Consider the following 17,529-nt stretch of genomic DNA (forward strand, 5'->3'; position numbering starts at 1 on the left):
GCCCGACGGATCCCTCTAAGCCCCGTGCCGTTGCGGCGGGGTTAATGCCCGTCGGGCGTCGGGTTCACCTGGGGACCGTTCGGGTCCCGCACCGCCGCGGGCAGGTCCGACTTGAGCACCGGGCCGGCGGTGCCGGTGGTGTCGGGCTGGAGCAGCGAGAGCGTGATGGCGCGGGTGACGTGCTCGGCCATGCAGCGCAGCCCGAGGTCGTTCAGCCGGAATTGGCGGCCGAGCATGTGGCCCTCGGACTTCTCCGCCCGGCCCGAGAGGTAGCGCATGGCCTCGTAGCGCTGGACCAGCGGCACGCCCTCGCGGGCGGCGACCTCCTGAACCTTGCGCACGATGCTGCTGTAATAGGCGTCGTCGGCGAGGCTCGCGGTGTAGAGCGGGTCGACCAGCACGACGTCCATCTCGTGCGACTTGATCCACTTCACGGTCTCGTCGAGGGCCTCCCCGAAGGCGTCGATCTCGACCCGGGCGAGCGCGTCGTGCGTGCCGACCTGCCAGATCACGAGGTCGGGCTCGACATCCGCCACCATGCTGCGCAGGCGCTCAGCCGCCCCGGACGCGATCTCGCCCTGCAGGCCACGCGCCTCGACCACCACGTCGACGTCGGGCAGCGAGCGCTCGAGGGCCGTCTCGAGCTTCATCGGGTAGGTCGCGGAGGCGCCGGGCCCCGCCGAGGTCGAGCCGACGGCGAGCACGCGCACCGGGCGCTTGTCCTTGAGCGCCATCTTCACGGCCCGGAGCTTGGCCAGGGTGTAGAGCTTCGAGCCGGGCACCCGGCATTCCGGCGACAGGCTCGGATCGAGGGGTTCGGCGCCCGGCGCGGCCGCCGCGTTCGGCGGCGAGACGATGGTGGGTTGCGGGGCGGGCGCGGGCTCCTGGGCCGGGGCCGGGCTCAATCCGGCCGCCAGAACCAGGGCGGCCATCCACAGGGTCGGACGCGACGTCATTCTCGGGGCCGTGGCTTTCGGGAGCGCCATTCGACGAACCATGCGGTGAAACCCAGAGCCCAGATGCCGGCGCTGATGACCAGAATATCCACCAGGAGGCCGCCGCCCGTCCAGAAGCGTACGAGCTGGCCCCCGAGGCTGAGGACCGAGCCCATCGAGAACACCGCCAGCGAGTTGCGGCCAAGCCGCGCCAAGTATTGGACCGCCGGCCCCATCCGTGGCGCAACCAAGCCATACACCGCCTGGAAGGCAAGCAGCACCCCGAGGAAGTGGATCAGCCGTGCGGGTGAGAGATAAGTCTTGTCAAAGGTAAAAATAAGGCGCGGCTCCGGAACCAAGAGCGGATCCGGGCGCAGTTCGAGCACCGACAGCACGATGCCGACGAGGACGACGACGATGCCGAGCGGCATCAGCCGGCGGGCCCAGATCCGCAGCGTGTCCGATTCGCGGTTCCAGTCCTGGAGCACGAAGCCGAGGACGAGGAGGAGCTGCCAGCAGAACGGATCGAAGAACCAGTCGCCCTCGCCGGGCCAGGAGGGCAGGTTCCACTCCTCGACGAGGCTCGCGAAGTAGAGCGCCGCCGAGAGCGCCAGGGCGGCGACCCGGCTCAGCCGTGCCAGGAGGACGAAGACGGGGGCGATCCCGAGGAGGATCACGTAGAGCGGCAGGATGTTGAAGAAGCCGAGCTGGTGCGACAGCAGCACGACGCCGACCACCGTCTGGATCGGGTCGGCGAAGAAGGTCCCGGCATTGTGCCATTCGAGGATGAGCGGGTTGTCGAGGATCAGGGCCGTCCCGGCGATCATCGCCAGCGCCATCAGCATCACGGTGAGCTGGGCGCGGTAGACCTCGATCGTGCGCGAGAGCAGCCGCAGCACCGATTTCAGCCGCGGCTCCGGCGCACCGTCCCGCCCGCGGGTGGCGATCCCGATCGACCACCCGGCCAGGAACACGAACAGCTCGGCGGCATCGGAGATGCCGTATTGCGAGTAGGTGTAGCGCTCGAACGTGTTGCCCGGGATGTGGTTGATGAAGATCGTCACCAGGGCGAGACCGCGCCAGAAGTCGATCGCGTTCGGTTCCCGCATCGGGGTCGACAGCTCCGGGGCTCGAGGGCGACAGGGCGCAGGCAGGAGAGACCGCCGCGGACGCGCGCTCTGATACGGTCTGCCGCCCCGAACTGCAAAGGTGCCCATTGGGCGGAGGCCGAGTCCCTGGCCGTCCAGCTGATTCTGTCGGACGACAATCGTCACGCGGCCCCGCGCGAAGTCTTCCCGAGGGCGAAGAAGTCCGGGCGGCGCCTGTGGCAGGCGGGCCAGCGCGTGCGGATCATCAGGCGCGACACGAACAGGGGCGGCGTGCTGACGCTCGGCACGGACGATCGTCAACGCGAAGGACGGCAGCATCGCCGCAGGCCTCGGGGCCTCGCCGGGCGCCTTCACCGCCGTCCCGATCATGCCGCAGGTCCTCGAGAAGGTCTTCCCCTCGAAGCGCGGGTCGCAGGGCTGGCAGGCGAAGAGGCGTTGAAGCGGCCCGTCCAGGGCAGCGACACGGTGCTCAGCAGCGACAGCACCGTGACGACGAAGCCGGGTCCTCGACCTCGCGCCCTGAGCGGGGCGAGGCCCCCGCGGCAGTCGCGCCCTTGCGGCGGCGTGGCGATGCGGTGGCGTTGCGTGATCCGGGCGCCCGCCACGCACGGCCGCGCTTCAACTTTCTGTTACCACGCCGAACGAACTTTGGCCCCGAATCGTATATTGAGCATTGCATGCAGCTTGGCAGGAGCGCGCTTTGCGCGGCGGTGCCGGCGGGTGCGTGCTCGGCCGCAGAATGCCGCGTTTGGGGATGGACATGACCTACTCTGGCACGGACGACACGCGCGATTCCGCGGACCATCACGGTGACGTCGGCGGCGGCGAGCCCCCCTCCGATCGGCAGCGCGCGGAGACGCGGCAAACCCTCGATCAGATCGCGGACGCGCTCGGGGTGGCATCGGCGCTGCTGAGCACCGACGCGCCGGCCGATCTGCACGCGGCCGGCGATACGGTCACCCTGCAGGAAGCCTCGGCGCTGCTGCAGGCCTATTTCCGGATCCCGGACCGCGAGGCGCGCCAGCGCTGCCTCGATTGCGTGCGCGCGGCGGCGCGTTAGCCTCAGTGGCGGTGGCGCGCGTCCGACCCGCGGGCGCGCTTGCCCGCCTCGATCCCGAGTTCGAACAGCAGCGGGTCCGCGAGTGTCGGCAGCACGGGAACGCGGAGCGTCCCGATCGTGCGGCGCACGGCGATCATCGCCTCGACGACCTGGCTCGTCACCCGAAGGCTCTGCCCGGTTCCTTCGCCATCGCCCGCGCTCAGGAGACGTCGCAATCCGGTGCGTGCAGACGGGCGGCGGATTTGACGATCGACAGCACGTCGCGCCGGATCTGCGCGTCGGTGATGCTGCTGAAGGCCTGGACGAGTTCGAGCGCCTCCGGCGCCCGCAGGAGGCTGAGGCTGGTGTCCTCCGCCCGCACGGCGCCGGCCTGATCGGGCAGGAAGGTCGAGACCGGAACGTTGAGGAGGCCGGCGATCGATTGCAGGCGCGCGGCCCCCACGCGGTTGAGGCCGCGCTCGTATTTCTGGACCTGCTGGAAGCTGACGCCGATGGCCTGGCCGAGGGCGGCCTGGCTGATGCCCTTGGCGATCCGGAGTTCCGCGATCCGCATCCCGATGGAATGGTCGGCGGTCGTCGTCTGCTTCGCGTTCCGAGCGGGTGGTGTTGAGGCCATCAGACACGTCTCTGGAAGCGGGGGACCTCACTGTTGAGGCCGGGGTACTGCATGCAATATGCAACCTACGATCGCGTTGTTAACGAAACTCTAACGCCCTCCGCAAGGGGCGCAAGTCGGACGGGCGCTCAAGTCGGACGGGCGCAAGTCGGACGGGCGCTCAAGTCGAACAGGCGCTCAAGTCGGACGGGCGCTCAGTTCAGGCGCTTGAGCCGACTGCGCGTCTCGAGCTTGGCGAGCTTGCGGCCGATCTCCAGGAGCAGCATCTCCGACAGGAGCGTCAGGGTCGGATCCTCGAGCTCCGCGATGGTCCGGTGGACCGCGACGCATTGGTCGGCGGCGCGCTCCAGCGGATGCTCCGTCGGAGAGGCCTTGCTCGCCACGAAGGCCGTCTCGCGCCGCCGGCTCGGGGTGATGTCGACCACGATGCCGCGCCCGCGGGACGGCAGCCCCTCGCCGTCGAGCTCGAAGCTGCCGCGCGCCAGCACCCACCGGGTCACGCCATCGGCCGAGCACACGCGGTACTCGGCCACATAGGACCCGCCCCGCTGCGCGCATTGGCTGATCAGCGCGATCACGCGGTCGCGGTCCTCGGCATGCATGCCGGCCACGAAGGCGGCAAGCGGCACGCCGGCCTCGGCGAGATCCGGATCGACGTTGAACAGGCTCGCCGCGAGGGGATCGGCGCGGACGCGATCGGCCGCGATGTTCACATCCCAGTGGCCGACCTCGTTCGAGACGTCCATCGGCGCCTGAGCGCTCGACTCCGGGTTCTGCGCGCTGCTGGCCTTGGTCCTGTCCACAACAACGTCCTTCTCGGGATGGTCCGCCATGACGGCTCAGCGTGGCCGGCGATGCGAAGCTGGCACAAAGCCGGCACGAAATGCAACTTTAGGTAACGTCTGGATCGGTTAACGAATGTCTAAACCCGGATCGGCGGCTGATGAGCCTCGGTTTCACGAGCAGGCGGGCTGTCAGGCGTGAGGGCGATAACCAGTCGAGCGGCGCGCATCAGACGTTGTGTCGGATGTTGCGGCACCGCCACAGGCATTGCCGACGCACGAGAAGCCCATCGCGGAGCGACCTGTGTCGACGACAACCGGTTCGGCGCGCGATCTCGCCCGCGAAAGCTGACGGATTCCGGCGCGCCTAGCGTGCCAGCACACGCGCCGCGTCCTTCGTCGTGGCCACCGCCTGCGAGACCTGGCTCACCGAGGCCGAGATCGTCAGGACGTTCTGGGAGATCGCCGCCACGGCGCGCGCGGCCTCCCGCATGTTCGCCGACATGTCGCGGGTGACCGCGCTCTGCTCCTCGACGGCCGCCGCCGCGCCGACGACGTGGTCGCGCATCGTCGCCACCGAGCCCTCGATCGTCCCGAGAGCGTCGACCACCTGCTTCGAGACCGCCTGAACGCGGTCGATCTCGCCCGCGATCTGCTCCGTCGCGCGTGCGGCCTGATGCGCCAGGCTCTTCACCTCCTGCGCCACGACCGCGAAGCCGCGCCCGGCGGCGCCCGCGCGGGCGCTCTCGATGGTGGCGTTGAGCGCCAGGAGGTTGATCTGGCCCGCGATGGTCTGGATCAGCCCGACGATCCCGCCCATGGCGGTCGCGGCACCCGACAGGCGCCGGGTGTGCTCCGCCGCGGCCCGAACCTCGGCATGCGCCCGGTCCGTCGCCGCGCGCGACTTCGCCATGCCCGCGGAGATCTCGCTCACCGAGGACGCCAGCTCCTCGGCCGCGGCCGCCATGGTCTGAACCGTGCCGGTGGTCGCCCCGGCCGCCTGGGAGGCCGCCGAGGCCTCGTGGTCCGACCGGAGGAGGGCACTGTCGATCCCGCCGAAATTCTCCTCGATCAGGTGCCTCAGATCGGCGAGGAGCGCGACCTGCGCGGTGATGTCGGTGGCGAACTTCACCACCTTGTAGGGCCGGCCGCTCGCGTCGAGGATCGGATTGTAGGAGGCCTCGATCCAGATCGGCCGGCCGTCCTTGCCGAGGCGCTTGAACTGCCCGGCCTGATACTCGCCCCGGCGCAGCTTGGCCCAGAACTCGGCATAATCCGGGCTGGTCCCGTGGGCAGGCTCGACGAACCGGCTGTGATGCGAGCCGGCGATCTCCGCGAGGGTGTAGCCGACGACATCGAGGAAGTTCGTGTTGGCGTCGAGCACATTGCCGTCGAGGTCGAAGGCGATGACCGCCTGCGACTTGTGGATGGCGTCGATCTGCCCCTGACGGTCCGCATCCTGCGCCTTCTGGCGCGTGATGTCGGTGGCGAACTTGATGATCCTGTAGGGTTTGCCGGCGCGATCCAGCAGAGGATTGTAGGAGGCCTCGATCCAGATCTCGCGGCCACCCTGTCCGATGCGCTTGTATTGCCCGGCCTGGAACGCGCCCCGCCGCAGCCCGGACCAGAAGGCCCGGTACATCTCGGATTCCTGGTCGGCCGGTTCCACGAACAGGCTGTGATGCCTCCCGCGGACGTCTTCCAGCGTGTAGCCGACCACCGCGAGGAAATTGGGATTCGCGGTCAGTATCCGGCCGTCGAGATCGAACTCGATGATGCCCTGCGACTTGTCGAGCGCCGCGAGCTTGGCGATGGCCGCGGCGGACGCCTTCTGGGCTTGAACAAACAGCATCTTCTACTCGGCATTTCGAGAGTGACGACCGGACGTCGCAGGACCGCTGCGCTCCTGACAGGTCGCGACGGGGGAACGCACAACCGAGGATTGCGATATGATGCCTAACGATCTGTGAAGCAAATACAACCTGTAAGCGATATTTTTGCGGTTCGTGTCATCATTCGCGGCTATAATCAGCTTAAAATGCGCAATGCGCAGTTATTTCATCATCATTCCACAACCGTAGGTTTTGATTAACCGTTCCCGTGCAGCTTCATCAATGCACGCCACACCCACCCAGAGGTTGTGGTCGGTTTGCGCTGTCCGATATCCCTCCGCGTTCAGAGAACAGATCCATGTGGAACCGATCCCTCGGCCCGGTTCGGGTTCGGAGCGATGCTGCGCGTCGACTTCGCTATGCTGGTCAGACACTGCCCGCGATGGGTGTTCTGGCTCTTCTGCTTGCCGCTCAACCTGCGCAAGCGCAGCTCCTCCGGGGCCTGCTCGACACGACGTCGAGCAACGGCGTCCTCGGTAACGGCGTCCTCGGCACCGGCGTCACGATCGGCACGACCGCTCCGGGCAGCGGCGTCCTCGGCACCGGCCTCACGCTCGGCACGACCGGCACCGGCGTCCTCGGGACCGGCGTGACCGTTGGCACGACCGGTCCGGGCGACGGACTTCTCGGCACCGGGGTGACGGTCGGCACGACCACCAACAGCGGAGGCGTGCTCGGGACGGGCGTCACGGTCGGAACGACCAATCCCGGAAGCGGCATTCTCGGAACCGGCCTCGTCCTCGGAACGACCGGTACCGATGGCCGGGGCGTGCCGGGCACGCCGGGTGGCGGCACGGGCGTCACCGTGACCCTGAACCCCCGGAACGATGCGCCGATCGACGGCGGCGCCACCGGCAGCAACCTCGATCTCGCCGCGCGCCTCGCACGGCTCGAGCAGAGGCTGAGCGTCGCCGTCCCGGACTTCCCTCTGCGCGGCACGGACACCATCCAGGCCGGCGTTCCGGTGGCGTCCGGCGCCAACGCGGTCGCTGCCGGCTACGGAGCCTCGGCCACCGGGAACGGCGCGACGGCACTCGGCGGACGCGCGAGTGCCGCGGGCGACGGATCGGTCGCGGTCGGACACGAGGCGAGCGCCGCGCAAGCGAATGCGATCGCGATCGGAAGCGGCGTCCGCACGACCCGGGCCGGGCAGGTCGCGATCGGCAATGCCCAGAGCACCTACACGATGGCGGGGCTCGGCTCGGCCACGAGCCTCGCCGCACAGTCCGGGGAGACCCGGTTCGTCACCTCGGATGCGAGCGGAAACCTGGCGACGTCGGCCTATGGCCCGGGCAGCATCGCGGCCCTCGACGGGCGTGTCGGCACCCTGGAGGCGAGCGTCGGCCGCCTGCAACGCGACATGCGCGGCGCCTATCAGGGCACCGCCATCGCCCTGGCGCTGGCCGGAGCGGTCCTGCCCGCGGGGAAGAACTTCGCCATCTCCACGAGTTTCGGCACCTATCACGGGGAGACCGGGTTCGGCGCGAGCGGCGTGGCGCGCGTCAGCGAGAACCTGTTCGTCTCCGGCGGCGTCGGTGTCGGGACGAGCGGCCAGTCGAACGTCGCGGGCCGCGGCGGCCTGACCTACGCCTGGTGAGGCTCGCTCGGAGCGAGGCTGCGCGGATCCCCCGGGGATCCGCGCAGCCTTTGCCGGCCACCCGGTGGGGACCGGCATTGCCCGCCACGCGGTTCTGGCAACCGGCACGGCCCCACCCGCCCCGTCACCCCGCTCTGCAGTGTACGATGATGCGTTGGCACATGTCTTCGAGGCGAGGGATGCGCGCTCAGGCGGCGGCCGGATCGCTCGTCGGCGCCCGGTCGGGCGCCGCCGCGATCGAGTTCGCCCTCGTCGCCCCGCTGTTCCTGGCGTTCCTGATGGGCATCATCGCCTTCGGGAGCTTCTTCGGATACGCCCACAGCCTGCAGATCGCCGCGAGCGAATCCGCCCGGGCGGCGATCGCCGGCCTGGATGCACCGGAACGCATCCAGCTCGCGACGCGCGCGGCTGAGCGGAGTCTCGCAGGGAGCCCGCTCCTCAGCGGAGCCGCGGTCGCGATCACGGTCGGACCGGACGCGGCGGATCCCGACGTCTTCACCGTCACGCTGACCTACGACCTCAACGGCGTCCTGCTCAGCCTCGCGCCGCGGGTCCTGCCGCTGCCGCACAGCCTCTCGCGCACCGCGAGCATCCGCCGGGGAGGCCTCTGATGCGCCCCGTCCTGGCGCGACGCGCGCAATCGCGGCGGAGGGTGGTGCGCGCCCGCGCGCCGATCCGGCGGCTCGCCGCCGATCGGCAGGGTGGCATGATCATTCTTGCGGGCGCCGGATTCGCGGTCCTGTTCGGGTTCGCGGGCCTCGCGACCGATCTCGGAGCCATCGTGCTCGCCCGTCGCCAGGCGCAGGGCGCCGTGGATATCGCCGCCATGGTGGCCGCCTCGAACCCGGCACAGGCGGAGAGCCTCGCGCGGCGCTCGCTGGCCGATAACGGCTATGCCCGCGACATCACCACGGATGTCAGCCCCGGACGCTACCGGGCGGACCCGCTGCTTGCGCCGTCCGATCGCTTCAAGCCGGGGGCCGCGCCCGGCAACGCCATCAGGGTCGCTCTCAGGACGAGCGTGCGCACCCATTTCGGCCGCTTCCTCGGATTGCCCGCCATCCTTCCGGTCGAGGTCACGGGCACGGCCGCGCAGGCGCAATTCGCCGCCTTCGACCTCGGCTCGGGAACGCTCTCGGTGGATGGCGGGATCGCCAACGCGTTGCTCGGTGCGTTGCTGGGCACCAGCCTGTCCCTGAGCGCCCTGGACTACGACGCGCTCCTGATCGGGCAGGTCGACACGTTCCGGTTCCTCGATGCCCTCTCGGTGGAACTCGGCATCCGGGCCGGAGGCTACGCGAGCGTGCTGCAGGCATCGGCGAGCGTTGGTCAGATCATCCGGGCGCTCCGCGTCGCGATCCAGGGCGAGGTGAACGCCGCGCCGACCATCACGGCCCTGGGCACGCTCCTCGGCAACCTGACGGGCGCGCTCGGGTCGTCCACGGCGGTGCCGATCGCCCAGGTCGTGGACCTTGGAGCCGCGCTCGACCTTTCGCCGGGCCGAACCCAAGCCGGGCCGCGGACCGGCTTGTTCAACCTGATCTCGGACGCGGCGGTCATCGCCAACGGGCAGCGGCAGGTCTCCATCGAGCTCGGGGCCAATGTCGCGGGCTTGCTCTCCACCCGCCTGACCCTGGCGATCGGCGAGCGCCGCCAGAGTTCGGGCTGGGCGCAGCCGGGCAGCGCGAACGCGAGCGTCTCCACAGCCCAGACGCGGCTCCTGATCGAAGTGGCGATCAAGGCGCCCCTGGGTCTCGGCAGCCTCAGCCTGCCCCTCTACGCGGAACTCGCGCCCGCGCGGGCAACCCTGCGCTCGCTGGCCTGCCCCTGGTCCGATCAAAGCGAGCGCCGCGTCAGCGTCGAGGCACAGCCGGGCCTGTTCAGGCTCGCCGTCGCGGGCGTGCCGCGCTCGGCGATCGCGGTCGGCGCCGCAACCCCCGACCTGAGGAACCCCGCGACCCTGATCGACCTGCCCCTGGTGCGCGTGAGGGCGTCGGCGCAGGCCAGCCTCGTCTCGCCGGCGGCCCAGACCCTGACCTTCAGCGACAGCGACATCCGCGGCCACGTCACCCAGAGCGTGACCACCACCGGCTTGGCCCAGTCGCTGACCGGGACCCTGGTGCAGAGCCTCGCGATCAGCCTCGACGAGGTCGATCTCGGGCTCGGCCTGCTGCTGAAGCCCCTGCTCCCACCGGTGATCGCGCCGGTGAGCCCGGTGCTCGACCGCATCCTGGACAGCGTCTTCAAGGTCCTGGGCATCCGGGTCGGCTACGCCGACGTCACCGTGGGCAACACGCTCTGCAGCCGTGCTGCGCTGGTGCAATAGGCGCTTCCGAACCGCAAGCATCCCCGAATGCGACACGGCGAGGCCCTGTCGCGGAACAAGGCGGATTTCCGACATGATGCCGAACCGACGCAGCGACTTCGAAGGGCCGCCGAACCGGGTGGCCAGCCGGACCTTGATGCGGGCAGAGCTGATCAGCCTGCGCGCCCGGGTCGCCGTCATGGAGAAGATCGTGATCGCGCTCCTCGACAGCACCCTCGATTGGGACCCGGTCCTCTCGACGCTCCGGGGCGGGTTGAGCGATTTCGAGGAAACGTTCGATGATCAGATCCCGATCATCGGCGAACAGCAGGACGAGCGTGCCGCGCTGCGGGACGCCACCCGGCAGCACCTCGCGCGGCTGATGCAGAGCCTCGACCCATAGGGCACCCGGCCCGTCGCGTCGTCGCGCCGGTCTCGCGCCTCGGTCACGCGCTTGAATGGGAAGGCCGCCGGCAGGCTGCCGACCGGCACCCGGAACCGGGGCAGGAGCGCGGGTCGAGCCGCGCGGCGTTCGGATTCCGCCCGGTCGCCGAGCCCTTCGGGATCGTGGCCGCCGCCCTGATGTGGTCGACCGCGCGCGCCGACCCGAACGTCGACGCCGTCGCGGCGCTCGTCCGCGAGGACAACGACGCGCCCTCGCGGGATCCCGGATCGATGTGACCCTCTTTGAGCGCGCTCAGAAGACCGGCGTCTCCCGGTAGGTCCCCCAGACGTCCTTCAGGGTCTCGATGATGTCGCCCATGGTGGCGCCGGAGCGCACCAGCTCGATCGTGATCGGCATGATGTTCTGCGCCGGATCCTTGGCGACCTCCACGAGCTGCTTCAGGAGCAGGTCGAACTTCACCGCGTCCCGCTCCCGGCGCACCCGCTGGGTCCGGGCGCATTGGCGCTCGGCGGTGGACTGGTCGTAGGGGTGCGTCTCGATCTTCGGATCGGGCGCGCCGTCGACGAGGCGGTTGACGCCGATCACCGGCTTCTCGCCCGATTGCTTGCGCAGCGCCGTCTCGTAGGCGAAGTCGGCGATGTTCTTCTGGAACCAGCCCTCCTGGATCAGCTTCAGCGTGCCGCCGCGCTCCTCGACCTCCTTCAGGATCTCGAAGATCCGCGTCTCGTATTCCGTCGTCAGCGATTCGACGAAGTAGGACCCGCCGAGCGGATCGGTGACCTGCGTGACGTTGGTCTCCTCGGCGATGACCTGCTGGGTGCGGAGCGCCATGCGCATCGCGTCCTCGGTCGGGATCGCGAAGGCCTCGTCGTAGCCGTTGGTGTGGAGCGATTGGCAGCCGCCGAGCACCGCGGCCAGGGCCTGCATCGAGGTGCGCACGACGTTGACCATGTATTGCGGCTTCGTCAGCGAGGCGGCGGCCGTCTGGCAATGGAAGCGCAGGCGCATCGATTCCGGGTTCGTCGCCCCGAACCGCTCCTTCATGATCTTGGCGTAGCAGCGCCGAAGCGCGCGGAACTTGGCGATCTCCTCGAAGAAATCCGCCTGGCAGACGAAGAAGAACGCCAGGCGCGGGGCAAATTCGTCGACCTGCATGCCGGTCTTGAGCACCTCCTCGACGTAGACGATGAGGTTCGCCAGCGTGAAGGCCGCCTCGTGAAGCGGCGAGGAGCCGGCTTCCGAGATGTGGTAACCCGAGATGTTGATCGGGTTGTAGCGCTTCATGTTCTTGGCGCAGTAGGTGATGCAGTCGCGCACGATGCGCACCGAAGGCTCGACCGGGAAGACGTATTCCTTCTGAGCCATGTACTCCTTGAGGATATCGGCCTGGACCGTCCCCGAGAGCTTGTCGAGATCGTAGCCGCGCTTCTCCGCGAGCACGATGTACATCGCGAGCAGGATCCAGGCGGACGGGTTGATCGTCATCGACACCGAGATCGTCTCGAGATCGATGTCCTCGAACAGCGCCTCCATGTCGGCGAGGGTATCGATGGCGACGCCCTCGCGCCCGACCTCGCCCTCGCTCATCGGGTGGTCGGAATCGTAGCCCATCAGGGTCGGCATATCGAAATCCGTCGAGATCCCGGTCTGCCCCTGCGCGATCAGGTACTTGAAGCGCTTGTTGGTGTCCTCGCCGGTCCCGAAGCCGGCGATCTGGCGCATGGTCCAGTTCCGCGAGCGGTACATGGTCGGGTACGGGCCGCGGGTGAACGGGTAGCGCCCCGGCAGGCCGATATCCTCGATCGGCGTCTCGGCGGCGTCGGCCGCCGTGTAGACGCGCTTCACCGGGATATCGCCGAGGGTGAAGAATTCCGGCTTGCGCTCGGCCTGCTTCCTCAGGAAGGCCGCGACTTCCGTGGCTTCCCAGTCCGCGACCTCCGACCGAAGGGAGTCGACGGCCTTGGTGTCGATGATGCTGGTCATGAACGGGCTCCGGCTCCGCCTGCTTCAGGTCCGAGGGCGTCTTCGAGGAGGGTGTTGGCGAGGGAGTAGGGGTCGCCGTCGCGGGCGCTGAGGCGCTCCGCCAAGGGCCCGCTGAGGGCCCCGGACTTGCGGAGGAAGCGCTCCATCAGGAGGTTCTCGGCGGTCTTCTCCAGACGGAAGCGCGCGATGGCGCGCCGCCGCTGCGCCCCGGCCTCGGTCTCGAAGGCGACGCGGCGATGATCCCCGATCGCGCCGATCAACGCCTCGAAGCCCTCGCCCTTGTAGGCGCTCAGGCCGATCACCGGGATGCGCCACTCCGAGCGCCCGGTCGTGAGGGCGCCGAGGGTGAGCATCTGCTTCAGGTCGGTCAGGGTGCGGTTGGCATCGCTGCGGTCGCATTTCGAGACCACGTGGATGTCGGCGATCTCGAGGATGCCGGCCTTGATCGCCTGGATCTCGTCGCCGAGACCGGGCGCCGAGACCACGACGGTGGTGTGCGAGGCGCGGGCGATCTCGACCTCGTCCTGGCCGACGCCCACCGTCTCGATGATCACCGTGTCGAAGCCCGCGACGTCGAGGATGTCGACCGCGTCGAGCGCCGCGCGCGCCATGCCCCCCATGGTGCCCCGGGTCGCCATGGAGCGGATGTAGACGCCGGCGTCGGTGACGTGCTCGGCCATGCGGATCCGGTCGCCCAGGATGGCACCACCCGAATAGGGGCTCGAGGGGTCGATGGCCACGACACCCACCTTCTGGCCGCCCCGACGCAGATGCGCGGTCAGCGTCGCCACGAGGGTGGACTTGCCGCTGCCCGGCACGCCGGTGAGGCCGACGATATGGGCCCGGCCCGCCCGCCCGTAGATCTCGGCCAGCGCCGGCCGGGCCTCGGCGGAGCCCGCCTCGGCCCGCGAGATCAGCCGTCCGATGGCCGGAACGGCGCCCGCGACGATGCGGGGCACGAGATCGAGCGAGGGTGTCATCCTGCATCCTCCGCGGGTTGCGGGCGCGGGGGGGCCGCGCGCGGCCTCACGCGGCGCCCCCGCCGAGCTGGGCGTGCATGTCGCGAAAGACCGCACGGTCGTCGATGACGCGGCGGGCCTTGAAGTCGGTCCGCGGCAGGCTGTTCGGGGGCAGGATCTCGGCCTGCGCCCGCAGACCCAGTAGCTTCTGCAGGCGGTGGCAGGTGTCCCGGCGGAACGCCTCGAGGGCGTCGGGACCTTGGGCGAAGATCGTCGCGTCGGCCTCGACGCGCAGCAGCAGCTCGTCCATCGCCGCCTGCCGGGTGATGACGATGCGGTGCTCGCCCCCGTAGCCGCTCGTCGCGTTGAGCGCCGCGTCGATCTCACTCGGATAGACGTTCTCGCCGCGGATCGTGAACATGTCGTCGATGCGGCCGAAGATGCCCTGCGGCAGGCGCGGATAGGTCCGCCCGCACGGCGTCGGCCCATCGGTCCACAGGGTGAGGTCGCCGGAGGCCAGCCGGATCATCGGCTGCGAGGTCCGCTCGAGATGGGTGTAGACCGGGGTGCCGCGCTCGCCGTAGGGCACCCGGCGCATCGTGGCCGGGTCGCAGACCTCAGTATAGACCACGTCCTGCCAGCAGAGCAGGCCGTCCGTCTCCGCGCTGCCTGCGACGTTCATGAAGGGCGACATCTCGGCCATCGAGCCGCAATCGAACACCTTGGCGTCGAAGGCCTCGGCGATGCGGTCGCGCACACCCGGGATCGAGGCTCCGGGCTCGCCCGAGAAGAACATGTATTTCAGGCCGAACCGGCGCGGATCGAGGCCCTCGGCCCGGGCGACCTCGGCGAGGTGCAGGGCGTAGGTCGGCGTGCCGTAGAAGCCCGCGGGCTTGAGGCTGTCGAGCCACTGCGCGCAGCGCGCCGTCATGCCGGGCGCGCCCGCCCCGAACGGGAAAGCCTTGGCGCCGAGGCGCTCGGCGCCGGCGAGCGCCCCCCAGCTTCCCAAGTAGAGGCTGAGGATCGCGGCCACGCAGATCATGTCGCCCGGCCGCATGCCCATGCCCCACATGATGCGGGCATGCGCGTTGGCGATGGCGTTCCAGTCGGACCGTCCGATCGCGAAGGCGGTGGGGCGCCCGGTGGTGCCGCTGGTCCCGTGGATGTGGAAGATCTCGCGATCGGGCACGCAGAGGTAATCGCCGAAGGGCGGGACCGAGGATTGCGAGGCGCGCAGCTCGGCCTTGGTGATCACCGGGACCTTGTCCTCGAAATCCTCGAGGCTGCGCAGCTGCTCCGGGTGAAATCCGGCCTCGTCCCAGTGCCGGCGGTAGAACGGCGCGCTCGCGTAGGCGTAGGCACAGACCTCCTTGAGGCGCGCCAGGATCGCCGCTTCGCGCGCACCCGCCGACATGGTCTCGCGCTCCGGGAACCAGTAGCGGCACGTCTCGGCAGGGAAGTATGTGTCGTCGTAGGCTGGTGGGAAGGTCCAGGATTCCATGGCCGTACCCCGCCTCTGCTCAGCGCTCGCCGCGGTCGGCAACGAGCCGGCGCAGCGTCTCGACGATTACGTCGGGCGGCGTGTCCTGAAGCAGGACCTCGCGCACGCCCATCTCCTTGATGGCGGCGACATCCTCGTCGGGCATCACGCCGCCCGCGATGACGATCAGGTCGTCCGCGCCCTGCTCGGCGAGGAGCCGGAAGATCTTCGGGAAGACCGTGAGCTGCACGCCGGACAGCAGGCTGACGCCGAGGACGTCGACGTCCTCCTGGATCGCGGCCGTCACCACCTCCTCGGGGCTCCGGTGCAGACCGGAATAAATCACGTCCATGCCGGCGTCGCGCAGGGTGCGCGCCACGACCTTCACGCCGCGATCATGTCCATCGAGGCCGACCTTGGCCAGGAGCACGCGTATCGGCTGGCTCACATCGACCTCCCTATCGAATTCCGAATTCCGTAATCGAGTGGTAGGATGGTGCAAAATCGAGGTCAAGAAGTAAGTATAGTGCAACGCAGCATTGCCTTGCCGCCTCCAGGTGCGGCCTTCGCGAGCAGCGGTGATGCGACGATCGCGGGACGCCGATCGCGCCCGCGAGCGTACGGAATCCTCTGACGCGCCCGGACGGGCCCAGCCACGACAGCGAGGCCAGCATGACGAGCCCAGCCGAGGAGAATGGTGCGGCGATCATCGCCCGATTTCTCGCCAATCACGGCGTCGCCCGCGTCTACGGTCTCTGCGGCGGCCACATCATGCCGATCTGGATGGCGCTCGATGCCGTGGGCATCCGCATCGTCGACGTGCGCGACGAGCGCGCGGCGGTGCACATGGCACAGGCCGAGGCCGAGCTGACCGGGCGCCTCGGGGTCGCCCTCGTCACCGCGGGCCCCGGCCTCACCAACGCGATCACCGGCATCACCAACGCGCACGTCTCCCGCGCGCCCGTACTGGTCCTGTCCGGCGCGCCGCCGCGGCCGCAGGAGAACCGCGGCGCCCTCCAGGATCTCGACCACGTCCAGCTCGTGCGTCCGGTCACCCGCTACGCGCGCACGGTGCGCGAGCCCGCCCTGGTGCCGCAGGAACTCGCCGAGGCCTTCGCGCGCGCGATGGGGGAGGGGGGCGATCCCGGTCCGTCCTATCTCGACTTCCCCACCGACACCCTGCGCGCGCAGGTTCCCGCCCCCATCGTCCTGTCGGAACTGATGCAACCGAGGGTGATCGCGCGGTCCGTGCCTCATCCCGATTCCGTGTCCAGGGCCGTCGAGCTTCTGTTCTCCGCGCGCCGCCCCCTGGTGATCAGCGGGCGCGGCGCCCGCGGCGCCGGCCCGCAGCTCGTCGCGCTGCTCGACCGCCTCGGCTGTCCCTATCTCGACACGGGCGAGAGCCGCGGCCTCGTTCCGGACGATCATCCCTCCGTCGCGGCGGCCATGCGGGGCCAGGCCATGGGCGAGGCCGACCTGATCGTCACGATCGGCCGGCGGCTCGATTTTCAGCTCGCCTACGGCTCCCCGGCGATCTTCGGGGAGGCACGGTTCCTGCGCATCGCCGATGCCCCGTCGGAGCTGCGCGACAACCGGCCCGGCACGGCAATCCTCGCCGACCCCGCCGAGACCCTCGCGGCGATCCTCGCCGCCGCCGGCAACCGCACGCCGGACCTCGACGGCGCCTGGGCGGAGGCGATGCGGGAGGGACATCGGGCACGGTCGTTGAAGTTGCAGGCCGCGCTTCGGGGGGCGCCGGACGGCACAGATGGACGGATGCACCCGAACCGCCTCGTCGCGGCCATCCGGGACGCCGTTGCCGCCATGCCGGAGGCGCGACCGATCCTCGTCACGGATGGGGGCGACTTCCTGAGCTTCGCCCGCGTGGGGTTGTCCGCCGAGACCATGCTCGACCCGGGACCGTTCGGCTGCATCGGGGTCGGCGTGCCCTACGGCATCGCGGCGGCGCTCGCGGCGCCCGACCGCACCGTGGTGGTCGCCACGGGCGACGGGGCTTTCGGCTTCAACGCCATCGAGATCGACACCGCGGTGCGGCACGCCGCCCCCGTGCTGATCATCGTGGCGAACAACGCCGCCTGGCAGATCGAGGTGCACGACCAGACCGTCACGCATGGCCGCGTGGTCGGCACGCGCCTGCAGGAGGCCGACCACGCCGCGATGGCGCGCGCCTTCGGCATGCATGCGGAGCGCGTGGCGCGGGCCGAGGATCTGCCCGGCGCCCTGGCGCGGGCGCTGGCTCACCGCCCGGCCCTGCTCGACGTGCTGGTGACGGCCGATGCCGTCTCCTCCGACGCCAAGAGCGGGCTCGCCTGGGTGCCGGACCTCCAGCCCCTCGAGACCTGGGACCGGGCGGAGCGAGCGTGGCGCGAGGGCTGAGGCGGACG

The 17,529-nt window shown here is 69.8% G+C and carries 16 protein-coding genes and 1 pseudogene; 7 read left to right on the forward strand and 10 right to left on the reverse strand.

Annotation, left to right across the window (positions count from 1 at the left end):
* Positions 1–41 precede the first annotated feature (41 nt).
* Together F6X51_RS15245 and F6X51_RS15250 are read right to left on the reverse strand one after the other, a co-directional pair.
* Positions 42–986: an SGNH/GDSL hydrolase family protein gene (locus F6X51_RS15245; protein WP_407658566.1), complete on the reverse strand. Its 945-nt coding sequence runs from the start codon at positions 984–986 to the stop codon at positions 42–44.
* Positions 953–2,044 (reverse strand): OpgC family protein, encoded by a 1,092-nt coding sequence (locus tag F6X51_RS15250; RefSeq protein ID WP_150964529.1) that lies wholly within the window; start codon positions 2,042–2,044, stop codon positions 953–955. Before F6X51_RS15250 ends, F6X51_RS15245 begins: the two co-directional genes overlap by 34 nt.
* Positions 2,045–2,164: 120 nt before the next feature.
* Here F6X51_RS15250 and F6X51_RS28610 point away from each other — a divergent pair.
* Both F6X51_RS28610 and F6X51_RS15260 read left to right on the forward strand, forming a co-directional pair.
* Positions 2,165–2,480, forward strand: a pseudogene (locus tag F6X51_RS28610) (malate:quinone oxidoreductase); the annotation flags it as partial.
* 264 nt (positions 2,481–2,744) lie between these two features.
* Entirely contained in the window at positions 2,745–3,104 is a 360-nt protein-coding gene (locus tag F6X51_RS15260) for a hypothetical protein (RefSeq protein WP_150964530.1), read from the forward strand.
* 2 nt (positions 3,105–3,106) lie between these two features.
* Here F6X51_RS15260 and F6X51_RS27950 read toward each other — a convergent pair whose 3' ends face one another.
* The 4 genes from F6X51_RS27950 to F6X51_RS15275 all read right to left on the reverse strand — a co-directional run bounded on the left by F6X51_RS27950 (position 3,107) and on the right by F6X51_RS15275 (position 6,354).
* Positions 3,107–3,265, reverse strand: coding sequence for a hypothetical protein (locus F6X51_RS27950; protein ID WP_191970134.1), 159 nt, complete (start codon positions 3,263–3,265; stop codon positions 3,107–3,109).
* Between the two features lie 38 nt (positions 3,266–3,303).
* On the reverse strand, positions 3,304–3,720 hold the full coding sequence (locus F6X51_RS15265; RefSeq protein ID WP_150964531.1) for a helix-turn-helix domain-containing protein: 417 nt from the start codon (positions 3,718–3,720) through the stop codon (positions 3,304–3,306).
* 194 nt (positions 3,721–3,914) lie between these two features.
* On the reverse strand, positions 3,915–4,553 hold the full coding sequence (locus tag F6X51_RS15270; RefSeq protein ID WP_150964532.1) for a PAS domain-containing protein: 639 nt from the start codon (positions 4,551–4,553) through the stop codon (positions 3,915–3,917).
* Between the two features lie 316 nt (positions 4,554–4,869).
* Positions 4,870–6,354, reverse strand: a complete 1,485-nt coding sequence (locus F6X51_RS15275; protein WP_150964533.1) for a methyl-accepting chemotaxis protein — start codon at positions 6,352–6,354, stop codon at positions 4,870–4,872.
* Positions 6,355–6,776: 422 nt separating this feature from the next.
* Here F6X51_RS15275 and F6X51_RS15280 point away from each other — a divergent pair, with 422 nt between their 5' ends.
* The 4 genes from F6X51_RS15280 (at position 6,777) to F6X51_RS15295 (ending at position 10,699) form a co-directional block, all read left to right on the forward strand.
* Positions 6,777–7,991 (forward strand): YadA-like family protein, encoded by a 1,215-nt coding sequence (locus F6X51_RS15280; RefSeq protein ID WP_191970135.1) that lies wholly within the window; start codon positions 6,777–6,779, stop codon positions 7,989–7,991.
* Between the two features lie 179 nt (positions 7,992–8,170).
* Positions 8,171–8,602, forward strand: a complete 432-nt coding sequence (locus F6X51_RS15285) for a TadE/TadG family type IV pilus assembly protein (RefSeq protein WP_191970136.1) — start codon at positions 8,171–8,173, stop codon at positions 8,600–8,602.
* Positions 8,602–10,317, forward strand: a complete 1,716-nt coding sequence (locus F6X51_RS15290) for a TadG family pilus assembly protein (protein ID WP_150964536.1) — start codon at positions 8,602–8,604, stop codon at positions 10,315–10,317. Before F6X51_RS15285 ends, F6X51_RS15290 begins: the two co-directional genes overlap by 1 nt.
* Positions 10,318–10,390: 73 nt before the next feature.
* Positions 10,391–10,699, forward strand: a complete 309-nt coding sequence (locus tag F6X51_RS15295) for a hypothetical protein (protein WP_150964537.1) — start codon at positions 10,391–10,393, stop codon at positions 10,697–10,699.
* Positions 10,700–10,993: 294 nt separating this feature from the next.
* Here the strand turns inward: F6X51_RS15295 and F6X51_RS15300 are convergent, their stop codons facing one another.
* From F6X51_RS15300 to F6X51_RS15315, 4 genes are read right to left on the reverse strand one after another with little or no spacing between them, the layout of a single operon-like run.
* Positions 10,994–12,685 (reverse strand): methylmalonyl-CoA mutase family protein, encoded by a 1,692-nt coding sequence (locus F6X51_RS15300; RefSeq protein WP_150964538.1) that lies wholly within the window; start codon positions 12,683–12,685, stop codon positions 10,994–10,996.
* On the reverse strand, positions 12,682–13,665 hold the full coding sequence (gene meaB / locus F6X51_RS15305; RefSeq protein WP_150964539.1) for a methylmalonyl Co-A mutase-associated GTPase MeaB: 984 nt from the start codon (positions 13,663–13,665) through the stop codon (positions 12,682–12,684). Before meaB ends, F6X51_RS15300 begins: the two co-directional genes overlap by 4 nt.
* Before the next feature lie 46 nt (positions 13,666–13,711).
* The gene (locus F6X51_RS15310) at positions 13,712–15,145 is read right to left on the reverse strand and encodes a phenylacetate--CoA ligase family protein (protein WP_150964540.1); all 1,434 of its coding nucleotides are present in this window, start codon (positions 15,143–15,145) and stop codon (positions 13,712–13,714) included.
* A 19-nt stretch (positions 15,146–15,164) separates the two neighbouring features.
* The gene (locus F6X51_RS15315; RefSeq protein WP_150964541.1) at positions 15,165–15,572 is read right to left on the reverse strand and encodes a cobalamin B12-binding domain-containing protein; all 408 of its coding nucleotides are present in this window, start codon (positions 15,570–15,572) and stop codon (positions 15,165–15,167) included.
* Between the two features lie 224 nt (positions 15,573–15,796).
* Here F6X51_RS15315 and F6X51_RS15320 point away from each other — a divergent pair, with 224 nt between their 5' ends.
* Entirely contained in the window at positions 15,797–17,521 is a 1,725-nt protein-coding gene (locus F6X51_RS15320) for a thiamine pyrophosphate-binding protein (RefSeq protein WP_150964542.1), read from the forward strand.
* Positions 17,522–17,529: the final 8 nt, after the last annotated feature.

Source organism: Methylobacterium planeticum (genome assembly GCF_008806345.1).
GTDB lineage: Bacteria > Pseudomonadota > Alphaproteobacteria > Rhizobiales > Beijerinckiaceae > Methylobacterium > Methylobacterium planeticum.